A 25,436-nucleotide genomic window follows, 5' to 3' on the forward strand; every position below is an offset into this window, starting at 1 on the left:
TCGAAAAGCCCGGCCTTTGGGTAGACCGGGCTTTTTTGTTGACGCGCTGTTGACGCTTTATTGCTGCTGTTCTTCTGTTCTCGCTACGCTTCGTAGCTTCGTGGGCCGGACGCCGTGTTGGTTGCAGGCAGCGGACTCATAATCCGCCTCCGAAAGGACGTCGTCGGTTCGAACCCGACCCGGCCCACCATTCATCCCCTCTAGTGCGCAAGATCGAAGCCGCATTGGCTTTCTCGAATGCCGCACGAATCATCCACAACTTCCCGCAATCCAGCGCAAGCCGATCCTGGATCTTAGCGAGGACCCGACACGCGTCGGTGCCGTTGCATCTCGATGAATCGTGCGCAGAGCAGTTCGTAGAGGGCGCTGCGAACTCGGCTGATGGAGAACATGACGGGCTGCTCCGGGAAAAGGAGAAAGCCTTCTTGCAACAGCCATGCCATCCACATATGCGCCGTGTCTGCCTGTATTCGGCGCCTTTTCCGCACGCTTCCGCACGCACATAGTGCCGCCGCATTGCTTTGGGGCAGTGAGCGCCCCACGACCGGGCGAGAGCGCGCCTCGGTTGCAACGGCACCCCTCGTACTCGAGGCTCCGGTTAATCGCAGCCGCGCGGGCGGCCGCACGCTTTCCTTTGCTCCGAAACCTCCGTTACGCGTGGCTGGCACGACTCTCGCTTAGCCTTGTACCGAGAGGTGCGAAGCAATTTGCATCATCTTAGGATCGCTAGGGTTCCGGTCGGCGCAACGGCTATGTCCATGCCGTGCGTTCGATGCCTGGTCCGAGAGCAATCCGGTCTTGTCTCCCACCTTGCCAGCAAGGCGGCGACGAGGCTCCACGGAGGGATAAAAGCCCGGGAGGTCGCGATGTCGTTCGGTCGCCCTCTCACGTGCCATCCCTACGCAACCAGGAGCCTCCATGCCGTCCAGCTTCTCTTCAGCTACCGCGCAGCCTGACCTTCCGCATGTCGACGTGCTTTGGGAAACCGTGATTCCTGCGGGCACGCACTGGTCGGGCATCCTCCGCCGCGGCCTCGCGCTGCGTGTCATCGACCTCGAAGGCGGCGCGAACCTCGCCGCCGTATTTCATCGCCAGGAAGAACCCCTCGAACGCTACAACATGGCCGACACGCTCAAGGCTCAGCACACGGCCCATCTCACGCGCGGCCACGCGCTCTACACCGACATGGGCCGCGTGATCGCCTCGATCACGGCGGACACGCTCGGCTGGCACGATCCGCTCGGCGGCGTGGGCGACGCAGCGCTCTTTGCGCGCAAATACGGTGAGAAGCGCTATCAGGCCCACCGCAACGAAATGATCCGTAATGGCCGCGACAGCCTCGTGCTCGAACTCGCGAAGCACGGGCTCGGCGCGCGCGATCTCGTGGCCAACGTGAACTTCTTCAGCAAGGTGGCGGTGGGCGACGACGGCGCGCTCGAATTTGTGCCGCGCCATTCGCGCGCGGGAGCAGCGTTCGACCTGCGCTTCGAGATGAACACGCTCGCGGCGTTCTCCACGGCGCCGCATCCGCTCGATCCGCACGGCGAGTACGCGCCGAAGCCGGTGAAGCTCGTTGCCTGGCGCGCCTATGCGGCCGATGCCGCCGCTTGCGCCGACGACCTTTGCCGCACGGCGTGCGCCGAGAACGAGCGCGGCTTCATCAACACCGACCGTTTGTTCGCCTGAGCGCAAGGGGAGCCATCATGCCGATCATCGAAAGCGCGCTCGACGAGCGCAATGCCCATACCGATTTCACGTTGCCCGCGGGCGAGCCGTGGCTGCACGACATGAAGCGCGGCGAGACGCTGCGCATCGTCGACCTCGAAGGCAATCAGGCCGTGGACACGCTGTTCTACAGCAGCGCCGATCCCACCGAGCGGTATAGCGCGCAGGACACCATCCGCGCTCAGCGCAACCTCTACCTGAGCGCAGGCAGCGTGTTGATGTCGAACCGCGGCGCGCCGTTGCTCACCATCGTGGCCGATACCTGCGGCCGTCACGACACGCTCGGCGGCGCCTGCGCGGCCGAGAGCAACACGGTGCGCTACGCGCTCGAAAGGCGCTACATGCACAACTGCCGCGACAGCTACCTCAATGCGCTCGCCCAGTGCGGCTGCGGCGCGGGCGCGCTGCTGGGCAAGCGCGACATCGTCAGCAACATCAACTTCTTTATGAATGTGCCCGTTACGCCATCCGGCAAGCTGACGTTCGAAGACGGCATCTCAGCGCCCGGGAAATACGTGGAAGTGCGCGCGGAACAGGACGTGACGGTGCTGATCTCGAACTGCCCGCAACTGAACAATCCGTGCAACGGCTATAACCCGACGCCCGTGCGCCTGCTTGTCTGGGGAGCGTGACGATGGCGTTCAACAAGGTACTCATTGCCAACCGCGGCGAGATTGCGTGCCGCGTCATCCGTACGCTCAAGCGCCTTGGCATCGCATCGGTGGCCGTCTATTCGGAAGCGGACCGCCACGCCATGCATGTGACGCTCGCGGACGAAGCCGTATGCATCGGGCCGGCGCCCGTCGCGCAGAGCTATCTGAATGCCGACGCCATACTCGCGGCCGTGCGGAGCACGGGTGCGCAGGCCGTGCATCCGGGTTACGGTTTTCTCTCGGAGAACGCCGCGTTCGCTGGTGCCTGCGAGTGCGCCGGCATCGCCTTCATCGGGCCTCGCGCCGAACAGATGACGGCTTTTGGGCTCAAGCACACGGCTCGTGAAATCGCACGCGCCAACGAAGTCGCGCTGCTGCCCGGCACGGGCCTGTTGCCCGACGTGGCGGCGGCGCTCGAAGCGGCGACTGCGCTCGGTTATCCGGTGATGCTCAAGAGCACGGCGGGCGGAGGTGGCATCGGCATGTCGCTGTGCCAGGACGCCGCGCAACTCGAAGCCGCGTTTGCAACGGTGGTGCGCCTTGGCGAAAGCAACTTCGCGAATGCGGGCGTGTACCTGGAAAAGTTCGTCGAGCACGCGCGCCATATCGAAGTGCAGGTGTTCGGCGACGGCCGGGGCAACGTGATTTCGCTCGGCGAGCGCGACTGTTCGGTGCAGCGGCGCAACCAGAAGGTGATCGAGGAAACGCCCGCGCCGGGCCTGACCGACGAAGAACGCCGCGCGTTGCACGCCACCGCCGTGCGCCTTGCGAAAGCAGTGAGCTATGCGAGCGCGGGCACGGTGGAATTCGTGTTCGACACGCAAACGCGCGCGTTCTACTTCCTCGAAGTGAACACGCGGCTCCAGGTGGAGCACGGCGTGACGGAAGAGGTCTACGGCGTCGATCTCGTGGAATGGATGATCCGCCAGGCCGAAGGCACGCTGGCGCCGCTCGATACGCTTGCACCGGCCAATACGCTTGCGCCTCGCGCGGCGAGCATTCAGGTGCGCGTCTACGCCGAAGATCCAAACCGCCAGTTCCAGCCGAGTTCGGGCCTCCTCACGCACGTGGCGTTTCCGGCCGATGTCCGCGTGGACTCATGGATCGAAGCGGGCACCGAGGTCAGTGCGTTCTACGATCCGCTGCTCGCGAAGATCATCGCCACGGGCGCGACGCGCGATGCCGCGCTCGCGAAACTGGGCGACGCGCTTTCCCGCGCGCAACTCTACGGCATCGAAACGAATCTCGACTACCTGCGCGCGATCGTTGGCTCCGCAACGTTCGCCGCTGGTGAGCAGACCACGGGTTTTCTCGGTCGCTTCCTGTTCGCGCCGCACACGATCGACGTCCTGGACGGCGGCGTGCAGACCACCGTCCAGCAAACGCCGGGCCGCCTCGGCTACTGGGACGTGGGCGTGCCGCCCTCGGGCCCGATGGACGACCGCTCGTTCAATCTCGCCAACGAACTGCTCGGCAACGCAAGTGATGCGGCCGGGCTCGAATTCACGATGATGGGCGCGACGCTGCGCTTCAACACGGAAACGCTGTTCGTGCTGGGCGGCGCGCCGCTCGCCGCGACGCTCGACCGCGAGCCGGTGCCGTATTGGCAGGTGGTGCGCGCGAGCGCGGGCATGGTGCTCAAACTCGGCGGCGTGACGGATGCGGGCATGCGCGCGTGCCTCGCGGTGAAGGGCGGCCTGCAGGTGCCCGATTATCTCGGCAGCAAGGCGACTTTCACGCTCGGCCAATTCGGCGGCCATGCGGGCCGCGCACTGCGCAAGGGCGACGTGCTGCATCTCGCTCCGGGAGCGGGCAAAAGCGCGGCGTGCGAGGCGGGCGCGAGACTCGCGGTGGAGCGCCTGCCGGTGCTCACGCACGACTGGGAGCTGGCGGTGCTCGACGGCCCGCACGGCGCGCCCGACTTTCTCACGGCCGAAGACATTGCGATGCTCTACGACGTGCGCTGGACCGTGCACTACAACTCCAGCCGCACGGGGGTGCGCCTGATTGGCCCGAAGCCGCGCTGGGCGCGCGCGGACGGCGGCGAGGCAGGCCTGCATCCGTCGAATATTCACGACAACGCCTATGCGATCGGGGCCGTGGACTTCACGGGCGACATGCCCGTGATTCTCGGCCCGGACGGTCCGAGTCTGGGTGGTTTTGTGTGTCCGGTCACGGTGATCGGCGAGGAGTTGTGGAAACTCGGCCAACTGCGTCCAGGCGATACGGTACGGTTCGTGCCCGCTGCGGGCGCGCTCGCGAACGCGAGCGGGCACGAATGCGTGCTCTATCGCGACGAACAGACGAGCGAAGGCGCAGGCGTGGTCTACCGCCGCTCGGGCGACCGCAACCTGCTGATCGAATACGGACCGGCGGTGCTCGACCTGAAGCTGCGCTTGCGTGTGCACGCGCTGATGAGCTGGCTCGAAGCGCACCGTCTGCCCGGCATCATCGATCTCACGCCGGGCATCCGCTCGCTGCAGGTGCATTTCGATCCCGCGGTGCTCACGCTCGACGCGCTCGTTGCGCATCTTAAGGAAGCCGAAGCAATGCTGCCAGCCGTCGATGCGATACGCGTGCCGAATCGCATCGTGCATTTACCGCTTTCGTGGGACGATCCGTCCACCCGTGTGGCCATCGAGCGCTACATGCAGTCGGTACGCCCCGACGCGCCGTGGTGCCCGAGCAATATCGAATTCATCCGCCGCATCAACGGTCTTGCGAGCATCGACGACGTGAAGCGCATCGTATTCGACGCGCGCTATCTCGTGCTCGGCCTCGGCGACGTCTATCTCGGCGCACCCGTGGCCACGCCTGTCGATCCGCGCCACCGGCTCGTCACCACCAAGTACAACCCGGCGCGCACGTGGACGCCCGAGAACGCCGTGGGCATCGGCGGCGCTTACATGTGCGTGTACGGCATGGAAGGCCCCGGCGGCTATCAGTTCGTGGGCCGCACCGTGCAGATGTGGAACCGCTATCGCACGACGAAGGAGTTCGCGCCGGGCAAGCCGTGGCTGCTGCGCTTCTTCGACGAAATCCGCTTCTTCGAGGTGAGCGAGGCCGAACTCGCGGAGTGGCGCAGCGAATTTCTCGCGGGGCGCCGCAGCGTTCGTATCGAGGAGTCCGTGTTCGACCTCGGCGAATACGAGCGCTTCCTGCACGACGAAGCCGCGTCGATCGCCGCGTTCAAGCACACCCAGCAAGCCTCTTTCGAAGCCGAGCGGGAACGTTGGCGCGAGGCGGGCCAGGCCGAATACGTGGCTGAAGGCGCGGCGGACGAAGCGGCAAGCGCCGCGCGCGAGGCTGAAGCCCTCGCCGAGGACTGCCGTGCGATTGGCGCGGACGTTTCGGGCAGCGTGTGGAAGGTGCTGGTCGAAGCGGGCGAGCGCGTCGAGGAGGGCCAGGATCTTGCGATTCTCGAATCGATGAAGATGGAAGTAACCGTGAGCGCCAGCGCAAGCGGTGTGATCGAAATACTCGATTGCGCGCCTGGCGACGCCGTCACCGCGGGCCAGCGCCTGATGGTGATTCGTTTGGTATCCGAAGCATCGGGTGAGACCGCACAAGCCGCCGCCGTGAGCGGCGAGGAGGCCGCATGCCAATGAATCCGCGCAACGACGACCTGCCCATGACGATCGAGGCGCTGCGTGCGCGCTATCTGGAAGGCAGCCTCACGCCGGCGCAACTCGTCGAGCATATTGCCGCGCGTACCGCCGGCGACGATCCGCATCGCGTGTGGATCCATGCGCTCACGCGCGACGAGATGATGCGTTACGCCGATGCGCTGTCGCAACGCGACCCCGCGACGCTGCCGCTCTACGGCGTACCGTTCGCGATCAAGGACAACATCGATCTCGCGGGCGTGCCGACCACGGCCGGCTGTCCTGCTTACGCGTACACGCCGGCGCGCAGCGCGCCTGTGGTCGAGCGGTTGATCGCGGCGGGCGGGATTCCCGTGGGCAAAACCAACCTCGACCAGTTCGCCACGGGGCTCTCGGGGCAGCGCTCGCCCTATGGCGCGTGCCGCAACGCGCTCGATCCGGAATATGCCTCGGGCGGTTCCAGTTCGGGTTCGGCGGTGGCCGTGGCGCTCGGTCTCGCCGCGTTCTCGCTGGGCACGGACACCGCGGGTTCGGGGCGTGTGCCGGCGGCGTTTCACGGACTCGTCGGACTTAAGCCGACTAAAGGTGTGCTGAGCACGCTTGGCGTCGTGCCGGCTTGCCGTTCGCTCGATTGCGTCTCGATCTTCGCGCATTCGGCAAACGACGCGCGGCGCGTGTTCGAATGCGCGCGCGGCGTGACCGCAGGCGATCCGTACGCGCGCGCCTGGCAGCCGGGCGGCCGTGAATGCGCAACGCTTGCGGGCATGCGCTTTGGCGTGCCGCGCGCGGCGCAACTGAACTTCTACGGCGACGACTCGTACGCGGCCGCGTTCGACGCAGCGCTGGCGAAGCTGCGCGCGGCCGGTGCGCAGCTTGTGGAGATCGATTTCGAGCCGTTCCTCGCCACGGCGCGGCTGCTCTACGAAGGCCCGTTCGTGGCCGAGCGTCTCGCTGCGATCCGCCCGTTCTTCGAAGCGCAGCCTGAGGCGCTGCATGCCGTCACGCGCGAGATCATCGGCGGCGCGGCGCGCTGGAGCGCAGCCGACACCTTCGCCGCGTTCGACCGTCTCGCCGCGTTGCGCATGGAAAGCGAGCGCGTGTGGCCGCACATCGACGCGCTCGTCACGCCGACTTCGCCGACCACGTCCACGGTGGCCGAACTCGAAGCGGATCCTCTCGGCGTCAACGCGCGCTTCGGTTACTACACGAACTTCGTGAATCTGCTCGACCTCAGCGCGATTGCCGTGCCCGCCGGCGAATGCGCGGCGCTCCCGCACGCGGGCAAGCCGTTCGGCATCACGTTCGTTGCGCGCGCAAACGACGATGCGTTCCTGCTGGCGCTCGCCAGTGCCTGGCTCGGCGAACGCGGGCTCGACGCAACGGCGGGCGCGCCGGAAAGCGCCGAAAGCGACGAAAGCGCCGAAAGCGCCGAAAGCGCCGAAAGCGCCGTGCGCGTCGCCGTCGTGGGCGCGCATCTGAGCGGCGAGCCGCTCAACGCGCAATTGACGACGCGCGGTGCGCGCCTCATCGAAACCACGACGACCGCGAGCGCGTATCGCCTTTACGCGCTTGCGCAGACGCACGCGCAAGCGCTGGCCAAGCCCGGCCTCGCGCGAGTCAACGAGGGCGGCGCGGCGATCGAAGTCGAAGTCTGGGAGATGCCGATGGCTGCGTTCGGTTCGTTCGTCGCGGCCATTCCGGCGCCGCTTGGCATCGGCACGCTCGAACTCGCCAGCGGGCAAACGGTGCCCGGCTTTCTATGCGAGAGCGCCGCGCTCGCGAACGCGCGCGACATCAGCGCTTACGGCGGCTGGCGCGCGTATCGCGCGGCGCTGGCCCAGGCGGGTTCGCAAGGGAAAGCCGAGAGCACAGAAGCATGAAATCGCCGCTCATTACGTCACGAAAACCGTTGCACCTTTACTCCTGGAGATTCGCCATGAAGACGACGTCCGTTCCGTTCGCAATCGAGGCAGACGAGGCACACCGCGCCAAACCCTCCGCATCGCTGCCCGGCTGGGCGCTTCGCGCCGCCCGCGCGCTCGCGCTCGCCACCGGCCTCTTCGCAGCCGGCGCGCACGCCGCGAACGCCGCACCGCTGCGTATCGGCTATAGCGACTGGCCGGGCTGGGTGGCGTGGCAGGTTGCGATCGACAAGGGATGGTTCAAGGAAGCGGGCCTCGACGTGAAGTTCGACTGGTTCGACTACACGGCCTCGATGGACGCCTACGCTGCGAACAAGCTGGACGCCGTGCTCGTCACCAACGGCGACGCGCTCACGATGGGCGCGAATGGCGCGAAGAACGTGATGGCGCTCATCACCGACTATTCGAACGGCAACGACATGGTCATCGCCAAACCGCCCGCGCGCAAGATTCAGGATCTCAAAGGCAAGAAGATCGGCGTGGAGTTCGGCGTGGTCGATCACCTGCTGCTGCTCGACGCGCTCCAGCGCGCGGGCATGAAGGAGACCGACGTCACGCTCGTGAACGCGAAGACCAACGAAACGCCGCAGGTGCTGGCGTCTTCCGATGTCTCGGCTATCGCCGCATGGCAGCCAAACGCGGGTGAGGCGCAGCGCGCAGTGCCCGGCGCGCGCCCCGTGTTCACTTCCGCCGACGAGCCGGGCCTCATCTATGACGTGCTCGCGGTGAATCCTGTGAGCCTCGCCGCGCACAAGGCGGACTACGAAAAGCTCGCGCAGGTCTGGTATCGCGTGGTGAAGTACATCGACGACCCGGCCACGCAGCCCGACGCCGTGAAGATCATGGCCGCGCGCGTGGGCCTCACGCCGGCGCAGTATCTGCCGCTCCTCAAGGGCACGAAGCTGCTCACGCTGCCCGAGGCGCAGCAGGCCTACGTGAAGGCCGACGGCTTTCGCTCGCTGTACGGTTCGAGCCGCGCCGCCGACGCGTTCAACGTGAAGTACCAGGTCTACAAGACCTCGCAGGACGTGAGCGCCTATCTGGACCCGTCGCTCACCAGCACGCTGAAATAAGGCCGCATTTCGTCGACTGTCGTCATCAAGCAGGAGTACAACATGGCCGGAATCAGCCAGACCGGATGGTTGGCCGTACGTCGCGAGCTTTCGCCACGCGGCAAGTGGATGCTGGGTATCGGCTCGTTTCTGTTGCCGGTGCTCGTGTGGTGCGTGGTGAGTTACGTGCCGTTCGTCTGGCATCCGCAGGTGCTGATCGTGCAGCCGGGCAGCGTGGACTACTTCCAGCCCGGCATGCGGATCGACAAGGCCGTGTTTGCCGACGAGTTCGACCATGCGCGCGAGACCCGCGCCGCCTTGCCGGCGGGCGTGCCCGCGAACCCGGTGTATCTGCCCGCGCCGCACGAGGTGCTGCGCGCGTTCTACACCGCGTTCACGACGCCGCCCGCCGCGCAGGACGGCGTCTGGCTGCATCAGAGCCTCTGGCACAGCGTGCAGATCATTTTCTGGGGCTTCGTGGTCTCGTCGATCATAGGTGTGCCGCTTGGCATCGTGTGCGGCACGTATAGCGTGCTTGCGCGGCTGCAGGAGCCGTTCTTCGAGTTCTTTCGCTATTTGCCCGCGCCGGCGTTCGGCGCGCTGATGGTGGCCGTGCTCGGCATATACGATGCGCCCAAGATCGCCATCATTGTGATCGGCACGCTGTTCCAGCAGGTGCTCATCATCGCCAACACCACGCGCAAGCTCGAATACGGCCTGCTCGAAGCGGCGATGACGCTCGGCACCAGCCGCATGAGGCTGCTCACGCATGTGGTCGTGCCCGGCATCCTGCCCGACCTCTACCGCGACCAGCGCATCCTGCTGGGCTGGGCGTGGACCTACCTGATCGTCGCGGAACTGGTGGGCACGAGTTCGGGCATTACCTGGTACATCACGCAGCAGGCGCGCTACCAGCATTTCGACAACGTCTACGCGGCGATCATGATGATCGGCATCATCGGCCTCGGCACCGATCTCGTGCTCGCATACCTCGGGCGCAAGTTGTTTCCATGGGACCGCACGCTCAAAGCCTGAGGCGTTCGCCGCCCGGCATCATGCGCTCGTATCGCGCCGTAGTACACCGCACCTAAAGGATCGCATCATGTTCAATCCGCAAGCCGTTCCCGACTATCTCCTCCAGTCCGATGCGGTACGTGCGCGCTTCGAGCGCCTGAAAGCGCGCGAGCCGATTCTCGAAGTGCGCAATCTCACGAAGCGCTTCGTCACGCCGCAAGGCGCCCACACGGCGCTTGCCGACGTGAGCTTCACCACGCACCGGCGCGAGTTCGTCTGCGTGATCGGGCCTTCGGGCTGCGGCAAGTCCACGTTGATCCGTATTCTGGCAGGCCTCGAAGCGCAAACCTCGGGCGAGGTGCGCGTGAACGGCAAGACGGTGACAGGCCCCGGCGCCGACCGCGGCATGGTGTTCCAGGGCTATACGCTTTTTCCATGGCTTACGGTCAAGAAGAACGTGATGTTCGGACTCCGAATGAATGGCCAGGGCAACGCGCAGGCTGAGCGCGAGGCGTTGCAATGGCTTGACCTCGTGGGTCTCGAAAAATTCGCCGATGCGTATCCGCACCAGCTTTCGGGCGGCATGAAGCAGCGCGTGGCGATTGCGCGCGCGCTCGCAAACCGGCCCGGCATCTTGTTGATGGACGAGCCCTTCGGCGCGCTCGATGCGCAAACCCGGGCGAAGATGCAGGCGCATCTGCTCGACATCTGGCGCAACGTCGACGTCACGATCTTCTTCATCACGCACGATCTCGACGAGGCGATCTATCTCGCCGATCGTATCCTCGTGCTAAAGGCGCATCCCGGCGCGGTGCAGGAGTTGATCGAGGTGCCGGTGCCGAGGCCGCGCAGCTACGCACAGTTCAATTCGCCGGAATTTCTCGCGACGCGTGCGCGGCTGGATGCGCTCATTCACCCACCTGAACAGCGCTCCCAGGACGACGAAACGGTCCACCCGCATATGATTCGACTCACGGATGTCGACGATACGGTCGAGTAAACGAACGAATTCGGAGACCGGGTGTGTCGTCACCCGTGCGTGGTGCCGTTCAGGAAGCCTTTGAGCATGCCGAGCGTATCCGCGTCCTCGACTGACTTGTCGGTGCGCCATCTGAGCATTCGGGGAAAGCGCACCGCGATGCCCGACTTGTGCCGCGGGCTCGCCTGAATTCCCTCGAAGCCGATTTCGAATACCAGCGTCGGCGTGACGCTGTGCACGGGTCCGAACTTCTCGATCGTCGTTTTGCGCACGATTGCGTCGACTTTGCGGATTTCTTCGTCGGTGAGTCCCGAATAGGCCTTGGCGAACGGCACGAGGGTACGCGCGCCGTCTGCTTCGTCCCAGACCGCAAACGTGTAATCCGTGAAGAGACTTGCCCGCCGGCCGTGACCGCGTTGGGCGTAGAGCAGCACGGCGTCGATCGAATAGGGGTCGATCTTCCATTTCCACCACGTGCCCGATGCCTTGGTGCGTCCGACGCCGTACATCGACGCGCGCTGTTTCAGCATCAACCCTTCCACGCCGCGCGCGCGGCTTTCCTCGCGCAATTGCGCGATCGCGTTCCAGTCTTCGGCGACGACCACCGGCGACACGCGCAGCAATTCCGCCCCGGCCGTCTGCGATAACGGCTGAACGAGCGCATCGAGCCGCGCACGCCGTATCGCGAGCGGTTCCGTGCGCAGATCGCGGCCTTCGGCTTCGAGCAGGTCGTAGGCGACCATGGCAGCCGGCGACTCGCTGAGCACTTTTTTCGTGAGCGACTTGCGCGTGATGCGCGGCTGCAGACGCGCGAACGGCAGCGGCGCGCTGGCGCCAGGTTCCCAGGCGAGAATTTCCCCGTCGATGACGAGTCCGTCCGGCAAGGCAGCGCCCATCGCCGCCAGTTCCGGAAAACGCTCGGTCACGAGGTCTTCGCCGCGCGACCAGATCCAGACGCGTCCCGCGCGTTTGACGAATTGCGCGCGAATGCCGTCCCACTTCCATTCGACGATCCAGTCCGCGACCGGGCCGAGCGTCGCGGGGTCGGCCTGCAACGGATGCGCGAGAAAGAACGGATAGGGCAGGCCAACGTCGCTTGCGTGCGGCCTCTCTGCGTCGTCGGGCTGGTCTGCGTCGGCTGGCGGGGCGATCAGCCGAAGATAGCCGGCGGCGTCCGGCGATTTGCTCGAATGCGTCCAGCCGACGATGCGCTGCGCGATGCGTTTGTGGTCGATGCCCGCTACCTGCGCGAGCGCGCGCACGACGAGCTGCCGCGACACGCCTACGCGAAATCCGCCGCCGATGAGCTTGGTGAGCAAAAACCGCTCGCTCCAGTTCAGTTCGTCCCAGTAAGCGACCAGCCGCTCGCGCACGGCGTCGGGCTCGCTGCCCCGCAACGTCAACAGGCGCTGCTCGACCCATTGCGCCAGACCGAGTTCCGACTCGCGCAAAGCGGGCGGCAGCACGTGGGCGATCGTCTCCGCAAGATCCCCGACTGCCTCGTACGATTCGTCGAACAGCCATTGCGGCAGGCCGGCCCGATCGCGCGCGCATTCGATCAGCACGCGGGTAGGCACCGACTGGCGAGGCTTGCCGCCCGCGAGGAAGTACGAGGCCCACGCCGCGTCTTCGGGTTCCGCGGCGCGGAAATAGGCCACCAGGGCGTCGAGCTTGTCGTTGATGGACGTCGTCGCGTCCAGCGCTGCGTAGAGGGCCGCGAATCGTTTCATTTCTGCGCATTCTCCGCGGAGGGCGCTTCGGTGTCCGCCTCGATCGCGTCGCCGCCATATTCGGTCGCGAAGGTGCCGGCATCGTAGCCCTGTTCGCGGAGCCATCGCACCATCGGCTCGATCTGACCATGCGTGACGATCACGCGTTGCGCGCCCGTTGCTTCGATGGCTTGCTGGAGGCCCGGCCAGTCCGCATGATCCGACAAGACGAATCCGCGATCGACGCCGCGCCTGCGTCTCGCGCCGCGCAAGCGCATCCAGCCCGACGCCAATGCGTCGCGATACTCGCCGAAGCGCCGCATCCACGCACTGCCTTGCGCGGACGGCGGCGCGACGATGAGCGCGTTCCTGAACGCGGTCTTCTCGTGCGCGGGGATTTCGCCAGTGGGCCGCGTAGCGGGCAAGTCGACGACGGCGTCGCGATAGAGGCGATTCACTGCCTCCACCGCGCCGTGGCAGAAGATCGGGCCGATGCCCCGGTCCACGCCCGCGAGGACGCGCTGCGCCTTGCCGAGGGAATAGCAGAACAGCACCGAGGCGAGCCCCGCGGCCGCGTTGTGCCGCCACCACGCATTGATGCTGTCGAATATGGCCTGCGAGGGCTCCCAACGGTAGACAGGCAGGCCGAAAGTCGATTCCGTGATGAACGTCTGGCAACGCACGGGTTCGAACGGCGCGCAGGTCGGGTCGGGTTCGATCTTGTAATCGCCGGAAGCCACCCATACGCGCCCCGCGTGCTCGACCCGCACCTGCGCCGAACCGAGCACGTGCCCCGCCGGATGCAGCGACACGCGCACGCCGTTGATATCGATCCGTTCGCCATACGGCAAACCCTGCGCCGCGATGCCGGGCAATCGGGCCAGCAGCACGCCGAGTCCCGCCTGCGCCGTCAGGTAGTGGCCGTGGCCCATGCGTGCATGGTCGGAGTGCGCATGCGTAATGATTGCCCGCTCGACCGGCCGCCACGGATCGATGTAAAACGCGCCCGCCGGGCAGTACAGTCCCTCGGGAAGGGCAATGATCAGGTCGGAGGCGTTGTCCACGTGTCTGGCAAGGGTTGATCGTCGCGATTGGTCTGCGTGTCGTCCGTCAAGATGATCGAGCCGGTCTTGTTCGCTGTGTCGCCGAGCGCCGTGACGCTTCTGTTCAGGCAGCCCTCGGCCTCCCTCACAGTCGCGATCAGCGCGTCGACCAGGATCTCGTTGACATGCCCCCAGTATGCGGCAGCTTTCGCCGTGCCTGCGAGGGCGAAGCTCGCCTGAAGGCGCCAGGCGTCGAACGGGGATCGCTCGCCGGCCGTTTCCAGGGCCACCGCGCGTTGCTCGTCGAGGGTCGCGTCGATTGCGCGGCTATTGAGTTCGGTTATGCGCTGTGCCGCCCCCAGATAAATCTGCATGAGGTCGCTCGTTTCGGCGGGGAGCCGGAACGTCTGCAACGGGTCTTTGGCAGAGGCGGAGTAGGGCAAGGCGATGGTGCTTTCGGTCATGGTCGGCTCCTGTGCGGTTCGTGCTGGCTGACTGGCGCTGCGATGCGGATGCGAGGCGCTCCCCGTTGGGGCATCGTTCTGCTGCGTTGCCGCAACGGCCATTCCCGTGACCTCGCATTCGCTGTGGAACGGCGCTTGCGCTGCAACGGACCACTGCAACGGAGGCTCATATGGCGACGAAGGCGAAGGAACAAAAAAGCGCAACGCAAAAGTCGGAAACCAGAATAGACGACGCGGTCGAGGACACCTTTCCGGCGAGCGATCCCCCGGCAATCGGCGGCACGACGAGGGTGGAGCCGGCGTCCGCCGAAAACGACCGCGAACAGCGCATCCGCCAGCGCGCATACGAGTTGTGGGAAAAAGCGGGGGCGCCCGACGACCATACCGACGAATATTGGCATCAGGCGGAGGCAGAAATTGCCGGGGGCAATTCCGGGGAGGAGAAGTCGCCCGAGCGGTCTTAGGCCGCGCGCGGTGTGTCCCCGGGCGTTCGTTTGAACATCGAAATGAACGCGCTCGCGCTCCGAGAGCCGGATTCGGCAGCAATCGCCGTAACCGGCACGTCGAGCGCGAGCCTGGCCATCGCTGGGGCGTGCGGCGAGCGTGGATCCTGCTCCTTAATAGATTTAGAACATCACGCGCATGCCCACGTTGGCGCCGAAGGTCGTACCCGCCGGCAGGCCCGCGTTGCCGATCGGCTTCATGGCGCCCACGCCGCTGCCAAGACTCTCCACGGTGAGGCCGGAACCGAGGCACGTTCCATTGGCCGAACAGGTGTTGTGGACGAGTCCCACCTGCGCGTACAGCGCCGTGCGCCGCGAGAGCAAATACTGCGCTCCGAGCGCCGCCGTCAGCGAGTGAACCCCCGAATTCACCCGGTCATCCTGGTAGTACATGCCGAGGTTCACGTCGAGTTGCGGCAGAACGAAGTAGTCGGCGCCCGCGCTGTACAGGTTGACATTTGTGTTCGTACTACTGACGGTTGTCGGCTGGCCGCCTTCGTTGGCCCGGAAGTTCGTGAATGAAGCCTTCACCGTCAGGCTGCCGAACTTGTAGCTGCCGCCTGCCGTCCACGCGCGAACGTTGGCGAGGAGCAGTGGAAATATATCGGGCGGGAGGGTGGGGTTCAGCGCGTTGTTGACGCTGAGATACGCGGTTGTCAGCAGCACGGTGCCGTTCGTATAGCGCGCGCTGAGCGAGTACGAGCGGCCGTTCTGGAACGAGCCGGCCACGCCGCCCAGGCCGAACAGGCCGCTCGCTTCGAAGCCGCCGAGGTTGGGCGTGGTGTACGACACCGCATTGGGCATGATGATGGCCGCGACGAGGCTGTTGTCGAGCAGCGGCGTCAGCACGCTGCCGAACTGGGCCACGCCTCGCGGGTCGAGGTCGTACATCGCATTGAAGAACGGCGAATACTGCAGGCCCGCCGAAAGCGTGCCGAAGCCGCCTTTCAGGCCGACATAGGCGAGGCGGTTGAACAGGCTGTTGTTGGCCGGGCTGTCATGGCCGCCGTTGCCCACGCTGAAGCCGCTTTCCAGGTTGAAGACGGCTTTCATGCCGCCGCCAAGGTCCTCCTCGCCCTTGATGCCCCACAGCGAAGGCAGGTAGCCGCCATTGGTGAGCGAAACCTGGCTTTTGGTGCTGGTCGCCGTGCCGTTGAAACCCGGCGTGGAGCGGCTGAGATACATCAGCCCCGCGTCGACGATACCGTAGAGCGTCACGCTGCTCTGCGCATAAGCAGCGCCCACCTGGCACAGCATGGCCGCTGCCGCGCAAGCTCCGATAGAAAGCTTCTTCCTTGACATTCCGTAAGTCTCCTTTCCTTTTTTATTTCGATCAGGACTGCAAAAGTTATTTATGTAGTGGTCGCGGCGGCTCAGACGACGTTCGTCGTCGCAACGGACTCGATGCGCGCCGGCGCTGTTTCCCTGAGCGCGAGCACGATCAGCAGACCCGCGCCCATGGCCCCGATCGCCAGGTACGGGACGCATTGAATGCCGAAGTGCATGGCAAAATGGCCGCCGATTGCTGGGGCAACGCCGCCTCCGAAAATTTCGCCGATGCCGATTACCGAACCCGATGCGGCGGTCGCGAGATGCGGCGGCACGGACTCGGTGCTGGCCGGCCCCACGGTGAGCGTGGTCAGGCTCATGAGGCAGAACACCGCCGCGAACATCAAGCCGTACAGGAGCGTCACGTCGGCGCCCGAGCGGGCGAACACCACGAAAGCGGCCAGCGCGCCGAGCACGGACACGATCATTACGGGCCTGCGGCCGAACCGGTCGGAGAGCGCCGGCATCACGGCGGTTCCCAGCGCGCCGCCCGCGCCGATCGCCGAGAGCACGTAGCCGATCTGGGGAAGATCGAGATGCAGGTAGTCCGAAAGATAGTTCGGCAGGAAGGCGCCGATCACGGTGATGGCCATCATCCAGCAGAGCATGGCGAGCATGCCGAGGCGCACGTTACGGTAGCCAAGGACCTCCCGCCACGACGCCTCGCTCGCGCGGGTGGAAACCGGCTGCGGTTGTGGGGCACGGGTTTGCGGAGCGGCGTTGCGCAGCACTCGCCACATCAGGAATGCGAGCACGAATCCCGGTACGGACATGATCGCGAAGACCGCGTGCCACGGCACCCAGCGCAACAGTTGCATGACGGCAATGGGCGCGAGGCACAGACCGAACAGCGGTCCCGCCGCCTGCTGGAGGCCGATATTGAGGCCATGCCGGCTTGGGCGCGATGCGTTGAGGGTGGCGGTGATGGAGGCGGGCACATAGGCGCCTTCGGCGAACCCCATGAGGGCGCGGATCATGAGCAGGCTGGCCACGCCTCCCGCGAGTCCGCTCGTGCCGACGAGCAGCGAGAACGCGAGAAGCGCGGGAATGACGACCTTGCGATGCCCGTAACGATCCGAAAGGCGGCCGGTGAACATTGCGGAAAGTCCCCACGCCACCGAGAGGATGCCCGTGAGATAACCGAGGTCGCTGTAGTCGAGCCCCATGTCCTTCATCATCACCGGGAAGAGCGGCATGATCAGGAAGCGGTCGGCCGTGACGAGGCCGAAGCCGATCGCGAGCAGCGCGACGACGCGCCATTCGTACCGCGTGTCCCACCCGTCTTTCGAGTCCATCATCTTGTCTCCGTGAATTGTTGCGGTGTCCGTCTACGGCGGACGACGAAATTGCGTCATGCGTTATTGCTTAGTATTACTATTGATTGATGCGAGCATTGGGCCACGCGGTCGAACCGCGTGGCGGGGCGTCAGGTCGAGCGGTGCGCCGTGCCGGGCTGGAATCCCTGGAACGCGACCACGCGCCACGCGTCTGCCGCGCGCACCCAGACGACTTCGTAGTGACTTGCCACGCTAAGCGTGCGCTCGGGCGTCCTGACGCGGGCGGTCATGCTCCCTCGCAACAGCGCGAAGCGTTCGCGCACCGCGATTTCGACGACCTCGGTCGACAGTTCCTCATAGCGCACAGCCCCCTCGTCGAGCTTGCCGAGGTAGCTGGCGCGGCTATCGCGCGTTCCTGTCGAATGCACATAGACGAGGCCTTCGTCGAGCATATCGCGCAAGGCCGCCGTGTCCGCCGCGAGCATCGCAAGCCGGCGCCGTTCTTCCAGCGCCCGCAGTTCTTCGGCTACGCGCCGTGTATCGTTCATCGAACTCTCCGTCTTGCCTGGCGTTGCCGGATGCGAAGGCCCGGGGCGCGCAGCCCGGGACGCCCGGCCCCGGGCCTTCGTTCGGCGCGTTTAGAGTCGAACCTTGTCCCGGCCCTTGAGGCCAAGCATCTGGCGCGCTTCGTCGGGCGTGGCAATTTCAAAGCCGAGCCGCGTGAGGATGTCGCGAATCAGCGTGACCTGTTCGGCATTCGAGGTGGCGAGCCGACCCGGGCCGATTGTGAGGGAGTCCTCAAGACCCACGCGCACGTTGCCGCCCATCAGCGCCGCCTGGGTAATCAGCGGCAGTTGATGCTTGCCCGCGCCCAGCACCGACCACTGGTAGCCGTCGCCGAAAAGCTTGTCGGCAATGCGCTTCATATGGACGAGATTTTCGGGGTCCGCGCCCATTCCGCCGAGAATGCCGAAGATGAACTGCAGGAAGATCGGGCCTTTCACGAGCCCGCGATCGACGAAGTGCTTGAGGTTGTACAGGTGACCGACGTCGTAGCACTCGAATTCGAAGCGCGTGCCGTGCACCTGCCCGAGCCGCGTGAACACTTCCTCGATATCGGCAAACGTGTTGCGGAAAATCGCGTGGCGCGTGCCCTCGATGAATTGCCGCTCCCATTCGTGCTTGAACGTCTTGAGCTTGTCGAGCACAGGAAAGATCGCGAAGTTCATCGAGCCCATGTTGCACGAGGCCATTTCCGACGACACGTCGAGCGCGCCGGCGAGGCGCTCGTCGAGCGTCATGTTGACCGCGCCGCCCGTGGTGATGTTGATCACGGCGTCGGTTGCCGCGTGGATCTTCGGGAGGAATTGCCGGTAGGCCTCGGGAGAAAAAGCCGGGCGCCCGTCCTCGCCGTTGCGCGCATGCAGGTGCAGAATCGCCGCGCCGGCCTGCGCGGCGGCGATCGCTTCGCGCGCGATGTCCTCCGGCGTGGCGGGCAGATACGGCGACATGCTGGGCGTGTGGATCGAGCCCGTGATTGCGCAGGTAATGATGACTTTTCGTGCCACAGTGTTGCTCCTTGTTCAGACGGGTTCCGCGACGACGACGTTCTCGATGTGACCCACGCCGTCGATCTCGACGCGCATCACGTCGCCGATATTCAGGAAACGCGGCGGCTTGTGCGCGCCGCCGACACCCGAAGGCGTACCCGTTGCGAGCACGTCGCCCGGTTCGAGCGTCATCACGGTCGAAAGGCAGGCGATCTGCTGCCAGATGTTGTAGATCATCTCGCCGGTGCTCACTTCCTGCCGGCATTCGCCGTTCACCAGCATGCGCATCTTGAGCGCGTGCGGGTCGGCGATTTCGTCGGGGGTCACGAGCCAGGGGCCGAACGGGCCGTGCGTATTGAACGACTTGCCGAGCATCATCGTCGGCGAGCGCATCTGCCAGTCGCGCACGGAAACATCGTTGCAGACCACGTAGCCCGCAACGACCGAAGCTGCTTCGGCCTCCGAAACATGTCGGCAGCGGCGGCCGATCACGACCCCGAGTTCCGCTTCGTAATCGAGCTTGTCCGACACCTTCGGCATATGCACGGGATCGAACGGGCCGTTCACGCAGGACACTTGCTTGTTGAACCAGACCTGGCTGTCCGGCACCTGAATTCCGGCCGCCTTCGCTTCTTCCACGTGACGGCGATAGTTCATGCCGATCGCGAGAAATTTCGACGGATTCGGCACAGGCGCTTCGAGGCGCACGTCCGCGAGCGGGTAGGTCACGGCGTCGGCGAGGCGGATCGCTTTCGCGCGCTGCATCAGGGCCGCACCGCCCTGGAGCAGTTCGAGCATCGTGCCGGGCAGCGTGCGGTCGCTGGCCGGCAGGTCGATTACCTGGTCGCCTTCGATCTTGCCGATCGACTGGCGACCGCGACATTGAAATGTAACGAGCTTCATTGCAGTTTTCCTGGAAGGGTGAGAATGGCGATCGCCATGACGGCGCCTCAGGCGCCCTGTTCCGAGTTTTCGACGAAGATGGCGGGCAGGTCCGGGCCCCACAGGTACATGGAATCCTCCGGCGCGTGGTCCTGCGCGATCCAGTCCGCCGCGGCCGGGATGTAATCCATCGTCGCGCTGTATTCGGAGAAACTGCCCCACGGGTCCTGCACGTAATAGAAGTAGTTCGAGCCCAGCACGTGACGGCCGATGCCCCAGCCGTTCTGGTAGCCGGCCGCTTTCATCTGCATGTAGCCCAGGCCGACTTCCTCGACCGTCGGCACGTCCCAGCTCAGGTGATGCAGCGCGGGGCCGGAGCTTGCGGCAAGCGCGATCAGGTGATGATCGCCGCCGTGCGGCGCATGAATGAAGGCCACGCCGTCGCCGGAGCGGTCCGAGAGGCGCAGGCCCAGCACGCGCTCGCAGAAGTCGATTTGCGCGGGCACGCTCGACGTGGCGAACGCGATATGCGAAAGACGCGTGGGCCGCACCGCCTGCGTATTGCGCCGGTACGGTGCGCAGCGCACGCCGTCTACCGGCAGCGGCGGGTTCGCATGCGCCGCTTCGTCGAGCGTCGTCTTCACGCCGGCGCGAATCTGCAGCGGCATGCCATCGGGATTGCGAATCCAGAAGCCCGATGCATCCGCGCCGGGCGGCGGCGCGATCGTTTCCGCGCCGGCGGCAAGCGCCTGGGTGCGCAACGCTTCCAGCTCGTCTTCGAAACAGTGCAGCGTGAGCCATTCGAATTTCTTGCGCGCGCCCTCACGCAGACGGCCCCATACGTGAGGCGAGCCGAACGTGCGAATCAGCAGACCCGTTTCGCCGTCGGGCTGCACGTCCAGTCCGAATGCGGTATAGAAGCGGCTTGCCTCGTCGAGCGAAGGCACCGTCATGCGGAACTCGCCGATGGAGTGGATGCCGAGGCGGTCGCGCCGGCGATTTTGCGTCATGTCGTTCTCCTTATTGAATGCGAGGCCGCTCAGCATGCGGGTTCCATTGCGTGGCGCCACGCATCGACGAGCGGATTGAGATCCTCGACGGTGCGGGCCGCGCCATAGCTGTAAAAGTCGGGACGGGCGAGCACGGCGAGCGCGTTGTGTTGCGCGAAGTATTCGCCGTAAACGCCGTCGACATCGGTAAAGCCGTCCGCGCCGAACTGCGCGACGATCGCGCCGTGCTCGCTCAAGGCCTGCCGGTTCTCGCGGCTCAGGCCATCGAGTGTGGCCTGGTCGCGTGCGATCAGCGCAAAGCCATGTCCGAACACGTCGTCGAACAAACCCCGCTTGCCTTCGAACTCCACCACCCCCTGGGGCGTGAGCCACCCGCCGCCTGGCGCGCGCGGGTCGTAAAGTCCCGCGCCCAGGCGCGGCTGCGGCGCTTCGGGCGGCTGGAAGCCGGGCGTGGCCTGCGCGGCGAGCATCTCGCGGTCGCGTGCGGCGGCGGCCTCGGGATCGGTGATGCAGATCACCTTGCCGAGCCCGATCGAGAAGTCGATGATTTCGCGCACGTGATTCAGACGCTCTGGGCCGTAGCTTTCCAGCAGCCGGTCGCTGCCGTTGCCCCGCAGAATCGCGTTCAGGCGCCAGGCGAGCGAGGCCGCGTCGCGCAGCCCGCTGCACATGCCCTGGCCCGCGAACGGAGGCATCAGATGGGCGGCGTCGCCCGCGAGCAGCACCTTGCCCACACGCCACTGGCGCGCCCAGCGCCCGCGGAAGGTGTAGACGGCGTGGCGCTCGAGCGTAGCGTTACGGGGCGTGACGTCCCAGCGCGAGAGCAGGTCCCATGCTACGGAGTCCTGATTCATCTGCTCCGCGGTTTCGCCGGGCAGCAGCATGAACTCCCAGCGCCGGCGGCCCGGGCCGCCCGGAACGATGGTGGTGGGGCGCGCCGGATCGCAGAGCTGCCAGGTTTTGGGCAGCCATTCCCTCGGCTCGGTTGGCTGGACGTCCACCACGAGCCAGTCGAATGCAAAGCCCAGGTCCTCGAATTCGATGCCCGCCGCGCCGCGCACGACCGAATTCGCGCCATCGGCTCCGATTACATATCGCGCGTGGACTGCGCCGGTTTCGCCGGTCGCTGTCCATTTGCCGTTCTCGATGCGGCCCGCCTCGATCTGAAGCTGCACGCCTTCGGCGTCCTCGTGCAGCGCGGTGGCCGACCAGCCCTGGCGCACGCAGACGTTGGGCAGCTTCCTCACGTGCGTATCGAGCACGCGTTCGAGCTGCGGCTGGGAAAACATGCTGGAAGCGGGCCAGCCGCACAGGCCGCGGCCGCTCCAGTTGAAGTCCATGAGGACCTCGTGCCGCGCGTTGAGCCACTGATAGCGGTCGGCGATCTCGGCGATGAGCTTGATATCATCTATGACACCGGAGGCCTGAAACAGGCGGGCAATCTCATGGTCGTAGTGGACCGCGCGCGGCAGCGGGTACAGATCGGGCCAGCGTTCGATCACGGTAACGCTGTGCCCCGCACGTCCGAGCATCAGGGCGAGCAGTTGTCCCGTCGGGCCGTAACCGACGATCGCCACATCGACGCGTGTGCCTGCCTCCATTTCTTCTCCTTGATCGAGATTCTTTAAAATGACAAAGTCGTATAAATTGGATTGTATTGTCAACGTGACGAAGCAGTCCAGGCAAATGGGGGAAACCCGGGGAGGGGCGTTGGCGGCGAAGAATTCGAAGGCGCGGCACGCGGTGAGCGAGGCCGCGCCGGAAGATCACCGCGTGCGCACGGGCGCCGTGCGGCGGGAGGCGACGCGCCGCAAGCTGCTGAGCGCGGCGGTCGAGGTGTTCGCGCAGAAAGGGCCGGATGGCGTGTCGATCGACGATTTCCTGGCGGCGGCAGGTGTTGCCCGGGGCACGTTCTACAACTACTTCAAGACGACGAGCGAATTGCTCGATGCCGTGACCGCCGAACTCAACGACGAAGTCATCCTGGCGATCGAGCATTGCGTAGAGAAAATCGACAACCCCGTCGAGCGGGTCTGGACTGGCTGCCTGATTTTCGTCCACGTGGCGGTGATGCACCCGGCGTGGGGAGCGTTCATCACGCGTACGGGGGTGCGCGAGGCGGCAAGCGGGCGGCTGACGGACATTTATCTGCCGCGCGATCTGGCGACCGCGCAGGAGCGCGGAATGGCGAAATATACGAACGCGCGCGCCGCGAAGGACCTATTGCTCGGCGCGATTCACCAGAGCATCGAGACGGTGCTCTCCGGCGCGGCGTCTGCGGAGCATCCGCGCGCCGTCCTGCGGCTTGCGCTCGGTGCGCTGGGGGTCGCGCGCGCTACGCTCGACCGGCTTGGCAAACAACCGCTTCCGGCCATCGAGCTGCCTGAGGGGCTGAAGTCGCTCGAGGCCGCGGCGGGTCAGACGGGTTGACGGAGTGGTTCGCACGGCATGGAGCGCCTCACATTGCCGCGCTCACGGGCCGCGCAGGCGTTTCGCACTGCACACCAAAGGGCGCGCCGCATTCCGCGAGCAACGCTTCGAAGTGCGCCGGTTCGAGCGGCGAGGGCGGCCCGAGCCGCGGCTTCAACCGCGCGAGTGCATGACCGTATCGCTCGAACGTGGCGAAATCGCGCGGAAAGCGTTCGGTATCGACGCCCGCGAAACGCCCCTCGCGAACCGCGTGCGCCAGTAACGCCTGCCAGCGCGGGATCGGCGCAAGCCCGATGCTTTGCGTGCCGTGCGAGAACAATGTCATGTCGATGTACTCGAACGCGCTCGCGCTTTCCAGGAAGCGTTGCAGCGCGTCGGCCGAGGGCTCGACGCCGAACAGCAGCCAGAACGGTATGGCGTGAAGCTCGAGCGTCGTGAGCGGGTCGATCAGCATGAAAGAGCCGACCAGAAGACGTCGCGTTTCGATCACGTTTTCCTCATACCAGCGCAGATAAACAGCCGCGGTCGCGAAGCTCAATGCTTCGGGGTCCTGAAATCGGATCTCGACGATACGCCATTGCATGGGCCCGGCCAGTTCGGCGAGGTCGTCGCGCAAGGCCGGGTCGAAGCCCCACTCGGCTTCCGGGCACCGCGCATCGGGAGCGGGCGGCTCCCAGCGCGTACGCGCACTGCGGTACTGCGCGAGAAATGCGCGCACGCGCTCGCCGCCGTGCAGATATGCGTCCTCGGTCGCGCCGCCTGGGGCGCCGAACTGAAAGACCGAACGCTCGCTCGTGCGCGTGACCGCCCAATCGCGCGTGCAGTTCACCACGTAAAGCGTCCCGCCGCGCTCCAGATTGGCGAGCAGGAACCCACGAAAGGCGGGCGGCAGGCGTCGATGTTTCAGACGGAAATAGCGCATGCCGTGCAACATCAGCCGGTCCTGGTTGGGATCGTGCATATGGTGAACGGCAATGCGCGCGTCGGCGGCGAGCAGTGCGTCGACGATGCGCCGGCCCGTGTCGAAGGCGCGTTGGGCGTCGTCAGGATCGCTGAACGGCGCGCGCACGGGACACAGGAACGTTTGCGGCAGCCAGGGTGCGCGCAGCGCGGCCGCGAGGTGGATCATCGCGCCGTTCGACGCGCCCACGAACGCGCAGCGCCGCGGCACCCTCGGATAAAGGTCCGCTATCCACTGCGCGATGCGCTCGACGTCGAGGTTCTTCGCGCGGCGTGGATCGATGCCCTCGCTCATGCCGCCCAGAATATAGGCCCATTCGCGCTGACGTTTCGGCAGCGCATTGATGGCTGGCATGAAGCGGTCAAGGAGCGCCGACTGGCTCGGGCTTGAAAAACGCCTCCCATGCAACAGGCTTGCAAGCGCCTGGGCCATGGCGGCGGCGGAGTCGAAACGGGCGATGCCGGGCGGCGGCTTGTTCATTGAAGCGCTCCCTGCCAAACGCCAACGGCCCGGCCGTGAGAGAACAGTAGGATCGCGAAAGCGAAGGGCTCCATCCCGTCTCGAAAGCAACCGGGCCAGCCCGATTCGATGGGCGCAAATCGTGTGCCGTGGCTTCGTGCTGTTTTGAATGCGGCGGGCCGGTCTTACGAGTGGGATTTCCCACCGCTTCGGTTAGCGCTGCCGACGACTATCGTGTTTGGCTCAGCGCGGCCTGATTCGTGACGGCAAGTAAAAACCGCCTCGTGGCCGAGGCGGTTTTCGAAGCGAAGCACCGGACATCGATCAGATATCGGTCGGATTGTTGGGATTGGTCGGCGACACCACGCTGCCGGTGCCGAGCGGATCGGTCGCAGTCCTGCCTAGCGGATCACTCGCCGCGCCGGTGCCTGCCCAGTAGGGGCGGCGGTTGTAATAGCCGTGTAGCTGGGTTCCCCACGAGGCGTCCGCCATGGACGGCCAGTGGTCCTTGTCGAAGCCGGGGTCGTCCTTGATCCGTTGCGCGGGCAGATCGACGCGGAAGCATTTTTCCGCGGTGTCGAGCGTGAGCGCATTCCACGGAATGGCATGGAGCGTATTGCCCATGCCCAGAAAACCTCCTTCAGACAAAACGGCATAAGCGACGCGGCCGCTGCGGACGTCGATCATGATGTCGGAGATCTTGCCGACATGTTCGCCGTCCGACGAAACGACCTTGTTGCCGTCGAGCGTAGCGGCCGCCATGACCTCCGGTCCGGGACCGTCGCCGTAACCGCCGCCGGTGATCTGCGCACCCGAGGCGGGCGACTGGGGATCGAGCATAGTCATTTGATAGCTCCATTTGGTTGTGG

21 protein-coding genes, 1 tRNA gene and 1 riboswitch are annotated in these 25,436 nt (G+C 65.6%); of the genes, 10 read left to right on the plus strand and 12 right to left on the minus strand.

The window, feature by feature from the left end; genetic code table 11:
* Window positions 1-102: 102 nt before the first annotated feature.
* The 8 genes from U5768_RS10235 to U5768_RS10270 all read left to right on the plus strand — a co-directional run bounded on the left by U5768_RS10235 (window position 103) and on the right by U5768_RS10270 (window position 10,971).
* Window positions 103-190: transfer RNA gene (locus tag U5768_RS10235), tRNA-Ile, on the plus strand.
* A gap of 525 nt (window positions 191-715) precedes the next feature.
* Window positions 716-862, plus strand: a riboswitch (guanidine-I (ykkC/yxkD leader).
* Between the two features lie 56 nt (window positions 863-918).
* Complete coding sequence (locus U5768_RS10240) at window positions 919-1,686, plus strand: urea amidolyase associated protein UAAP1 (protein WP_322030266.1); 768 nt, start codon at window positions 919-921, stop codon at window positions 1,684-1,686.
* 17 nt (window positions 1,687-1,703) lie between these two features.
* The gene (locus U5768_RS10245; protein ID WP_322030267.1) at window positions 1,704-2,357 is read left to right on the plus strand and encodes an urea amidolyase associated protein UAAP2; all 654 of its coding nucleotides are present in this window, start codon (window positions 1,704-1,706) and stop codon (window positions 2,355-2,357) included.
* Window positions 2,358-2,359: 2 nt separating this feature from the next.
* Complete coding sequence (locus tag U5768_RS10250) at window positions 2,360-5,986, plus strand: 5-oxoprolinase/urea amidolyase family protein (RefSeq protein WP_322030268.1); 3,627 nt, start codon at window positions 2,360-2,362, stop codon at window positions 5,984-5,986.
* Window positions 5,977-7,863 (plus strand): allophanate hydrolase, encoded by a 1,887-nt coding sequence (atzF, locus tag U5768_RS10255; protein ID WP_322030269.1) that lies wholly within the window; start codon window positions 5,977-5,979, stop codon window positions 7,861-7,863. Before U5768_RS10250 ends, atzF begins: the two co-directional genes overlap by 10 nt.
* 56 nt (window positions 7,864-7,919) lie before the next feature.
* Window positions 7,920-8,978, plus strand: coding sequence for an ABC transporter substrate-binding protein (locus tag U5768_RS10260; protein WP_322030270.1), 1,059 nt, complete (start codon window positions 7,920-7,922; stop codon window positions 8,976-8,978).
* A 42-nt stretch (window positions 8,979-9,020) separates the two neighbouring features.
* The gene (locus U5768_RS10265) at window positions 9,021-9,992 is read left to right on the plus strand and encodes an ABC transporter permease (RefSeq protein ID WP_322030271.1); all 972 of its coding nucleotides are present in this window, start codon (window positions 9,021-9,023) and stop codon (window positions 9,990-9,992) included.
* Window positions 9,993-10,059: 67 nt separating this feature from the next.
* Window positions 10,060-10,971, plus strand: coding sequence for an ABC transporter ATP-binding protein (locus tag U5768_RS10270; RefSeq protein WP_322030272.1), 912 nt, complete (start codon window positions 10,060-10,062; stop codon window positions 10,969-10,971).
* A gap of 29 nt (window positions 10,972-11,000) precedes the next feature.
* On the opposite strand, the gene U5768_RS10275 is transcribed toward U5768_RS10270, so the two are convergent.
* The 3 genes from U5768_RS10275 to phaP are packed head-to-tail and all read right to left on the minus strand — an operon-like array spanning window position 11,001 to window position 14,166.
* Complete coding sequence (locus U5768_RS10275; RefSeq protein WP_322030273.1) at window positions 11,001-12,680, minus strand: ATP-dependent DNA ligase; 1,680 nt, start codon at window positions 12,678-12,680, stop codon at window positions 11,001-11,003.
* Complete coding sequence (locus U5768_RS10280; RefSeq protein WP_322030274.1) at window positions 12,677-13,723, minus strand: ligase-associated DNA damage response exonuclease; 1,047 nt, start codon at window positions 13,721-13,723, stop codon at window positions 12,677-12,679. The genes U5768_RS10275 and U5768_RS10280 overlap by 4 nt, the downstream gene beginning before the upstream one ends.
* Window positions 13,702-14,166, minus strand: a complete 465-nt coding sequence (gene phaP / locus U5768_RS10285; protein ID WP_322030275.1) for a TIGR01841 family phasin — start codon at window positions 14,164-14,166, stop codon at window positions 13,702-13,704. The genes U5768_RS10280 and phaP overlap by 22 nt, the downstream gene beginning before the upstream one ends.
* 170 nt (window positions 14,167-14,336) lie before the next feature.
* Here phaP and U5768_RS10290 point away from each other — a divergent pair, with 170 nt between their 5' ends.
* On the plus strand, window positions 14,337-14,630 hold the full coding sequence (locus U5768_RS10290) for a DUF2934 domain-containing protein (RefSeq protein WP_322030276.1): 294 nt from the start codon (window positions 14,337-14,339) through the stop codon (window positions 14,628-14,630).
* A 162-nt stretch (window positions 14,631-14,792) separates the two neighbouring features.
* Here the strand turns inward: U5768_RS10290 and U5768_RS10295 are convergent, their stop codons facing one another.
* The 7 genes from U5768_RS10295 to U5768_RS10325 form a co-directional block, all read right to left on the minus strand.
* On the minus strand, window positions 14,793-15,971 hold the full coding sequence (locus tag U5768_RS10295) for a porin (protein ID WP_322030277.1): 1,179 nt from the start codon (window positions 15,969-15,971) through the stop codon (window positions 14,793-14,795).
* A gap of 71 nt (window positions 15,972-16,042) precedes the next feature.
* Entirely contained in the window at window positions 16,043-17,296 is a 1,254-nt protein-coding gene (locus U5768_RS10300) for an MFS transporter (RefSeq protein ID WP_322030278.1), read from the minus strand.
* Between the two features lie 128 nt (window positions 17,297-17,424).
* A complete protein-coding gene (locus U5768_RS10305; RefSeq protein WP_322030279.1) occupies window positions 17,425-17,823 on the minus strand; it encodes a nuclear transport factor 2 family protein in 399 nt (132 codons plus the stop codon).
* Between the two features lie 90 nt (window positions 17,824-17,913).
* A complete protein-coding gene (locus U5768_RS10310) occupies window positions 17,914-18,843 on the minus strand; it encodes a 3-keto-5-aminohexanoate cleavage protein (RefSeq protein WP_322030280.1) in 930 nt (309 codons plus the stop codon).
* Window positions 18,844-18,858: 15 nt separating this feature from the next.
* Window positions 18,859-19,728 carry a fumarylacetoacetate hydrolase family protein gene (locus U5768_RS10315; protein ID WP_322030281.1) on the minus strand — a complete coding sequence of 290 codons (870 nt, stop codon included), beginning with the start codon at window positions 19,726-19,728 and terminating at the stop codon, window positions 18,859-18,861.
* A 47-nt stretch (window positions 19,729-19,775) separates the two neighbouring features.
* On the minus strand, window positions 19,776-20,717 hold the full coding sequence (locus U5768_RS10320; RefSeq protein ID WP_322030282.1) for a VOC family protein: 942 nt from the start codon (window positions 20,715-20,717) through the stop codon (window positions 19,776-19,778).
* A 29-nt stretch (window positions 20,718-20,746) separates the two neighbouring features.
* Window positions 20,747-22,318 (minus strand): bifunctional 3-(3-hydroxy-phenyl)propionate/3-hydroxycinnamic acid hydroxylase, encoded by a 1,572-nt coding sequence (locus U5768_RS10325; protein WP_322030283.1) that lies wholly within the window; start codon window positions 22,316-22,318, stop codon window positions 20,747-20,749.
* A gap of 142 nt (window positions 22,319-22,460) precedes the next feature.
* Here U5768_RS10325 and U5768_RS10330 point away from each other — a divergent pair, with 142 nt between their 5' ends.
* Window positions 22,461-23,147 carry a TetR/AcrR family transcriptional regulator gene (locus U5768_RS10330; protein WP_322030284.1) on the plus strand — a complete coding sequence of 229 codons (687 nt, stop codon included), beginning with the start codon at window positions 22,461-22,463 and terminating at the stop codon, window positions 23,145-23,147.
* A gap of 28 nt (window positions 23,148-23,175) precedes the next feature.
* Here the strand turns inward: U5768_RS10330 and U5768_RS10335 are convergent, their stop codons facing one another.
* Window positions 23,176-24,588, minus strand: a complete 1,413-nt coding sequence (locus tag U5768_RS10335; protein WP_322030285.1) for a hypothetical protein — start codon at window positions 24,586-24,588, stop codon at window positions 23,176-23,178.
* Between the two features lie 303 nt (window positions 24,589-24,891).
* On the minus strand, window positions 24,892-25,413 hold the full coding sequence (locus U5768_RS10340) for a PRC-barrel domain-containing protein (RefSeq protein ID WP_322030286.1): 522 nt from the start codon (window positions 25,411-25,413) through the stop codon (window positions 24,892-24,894).
* Between the last annotated feature and the right edge of the window lie 23 nt (window positions 25,414-25,436).

This window comes from Paraburkholderia sp. J76 (assembly GCF_905220295.1).
Classification (GTDB): Bacteria; Pseudomonadota; Gammaproteobacteria; order Burkholderiales; family Burkholderiaceae; genus Paraburkholderia.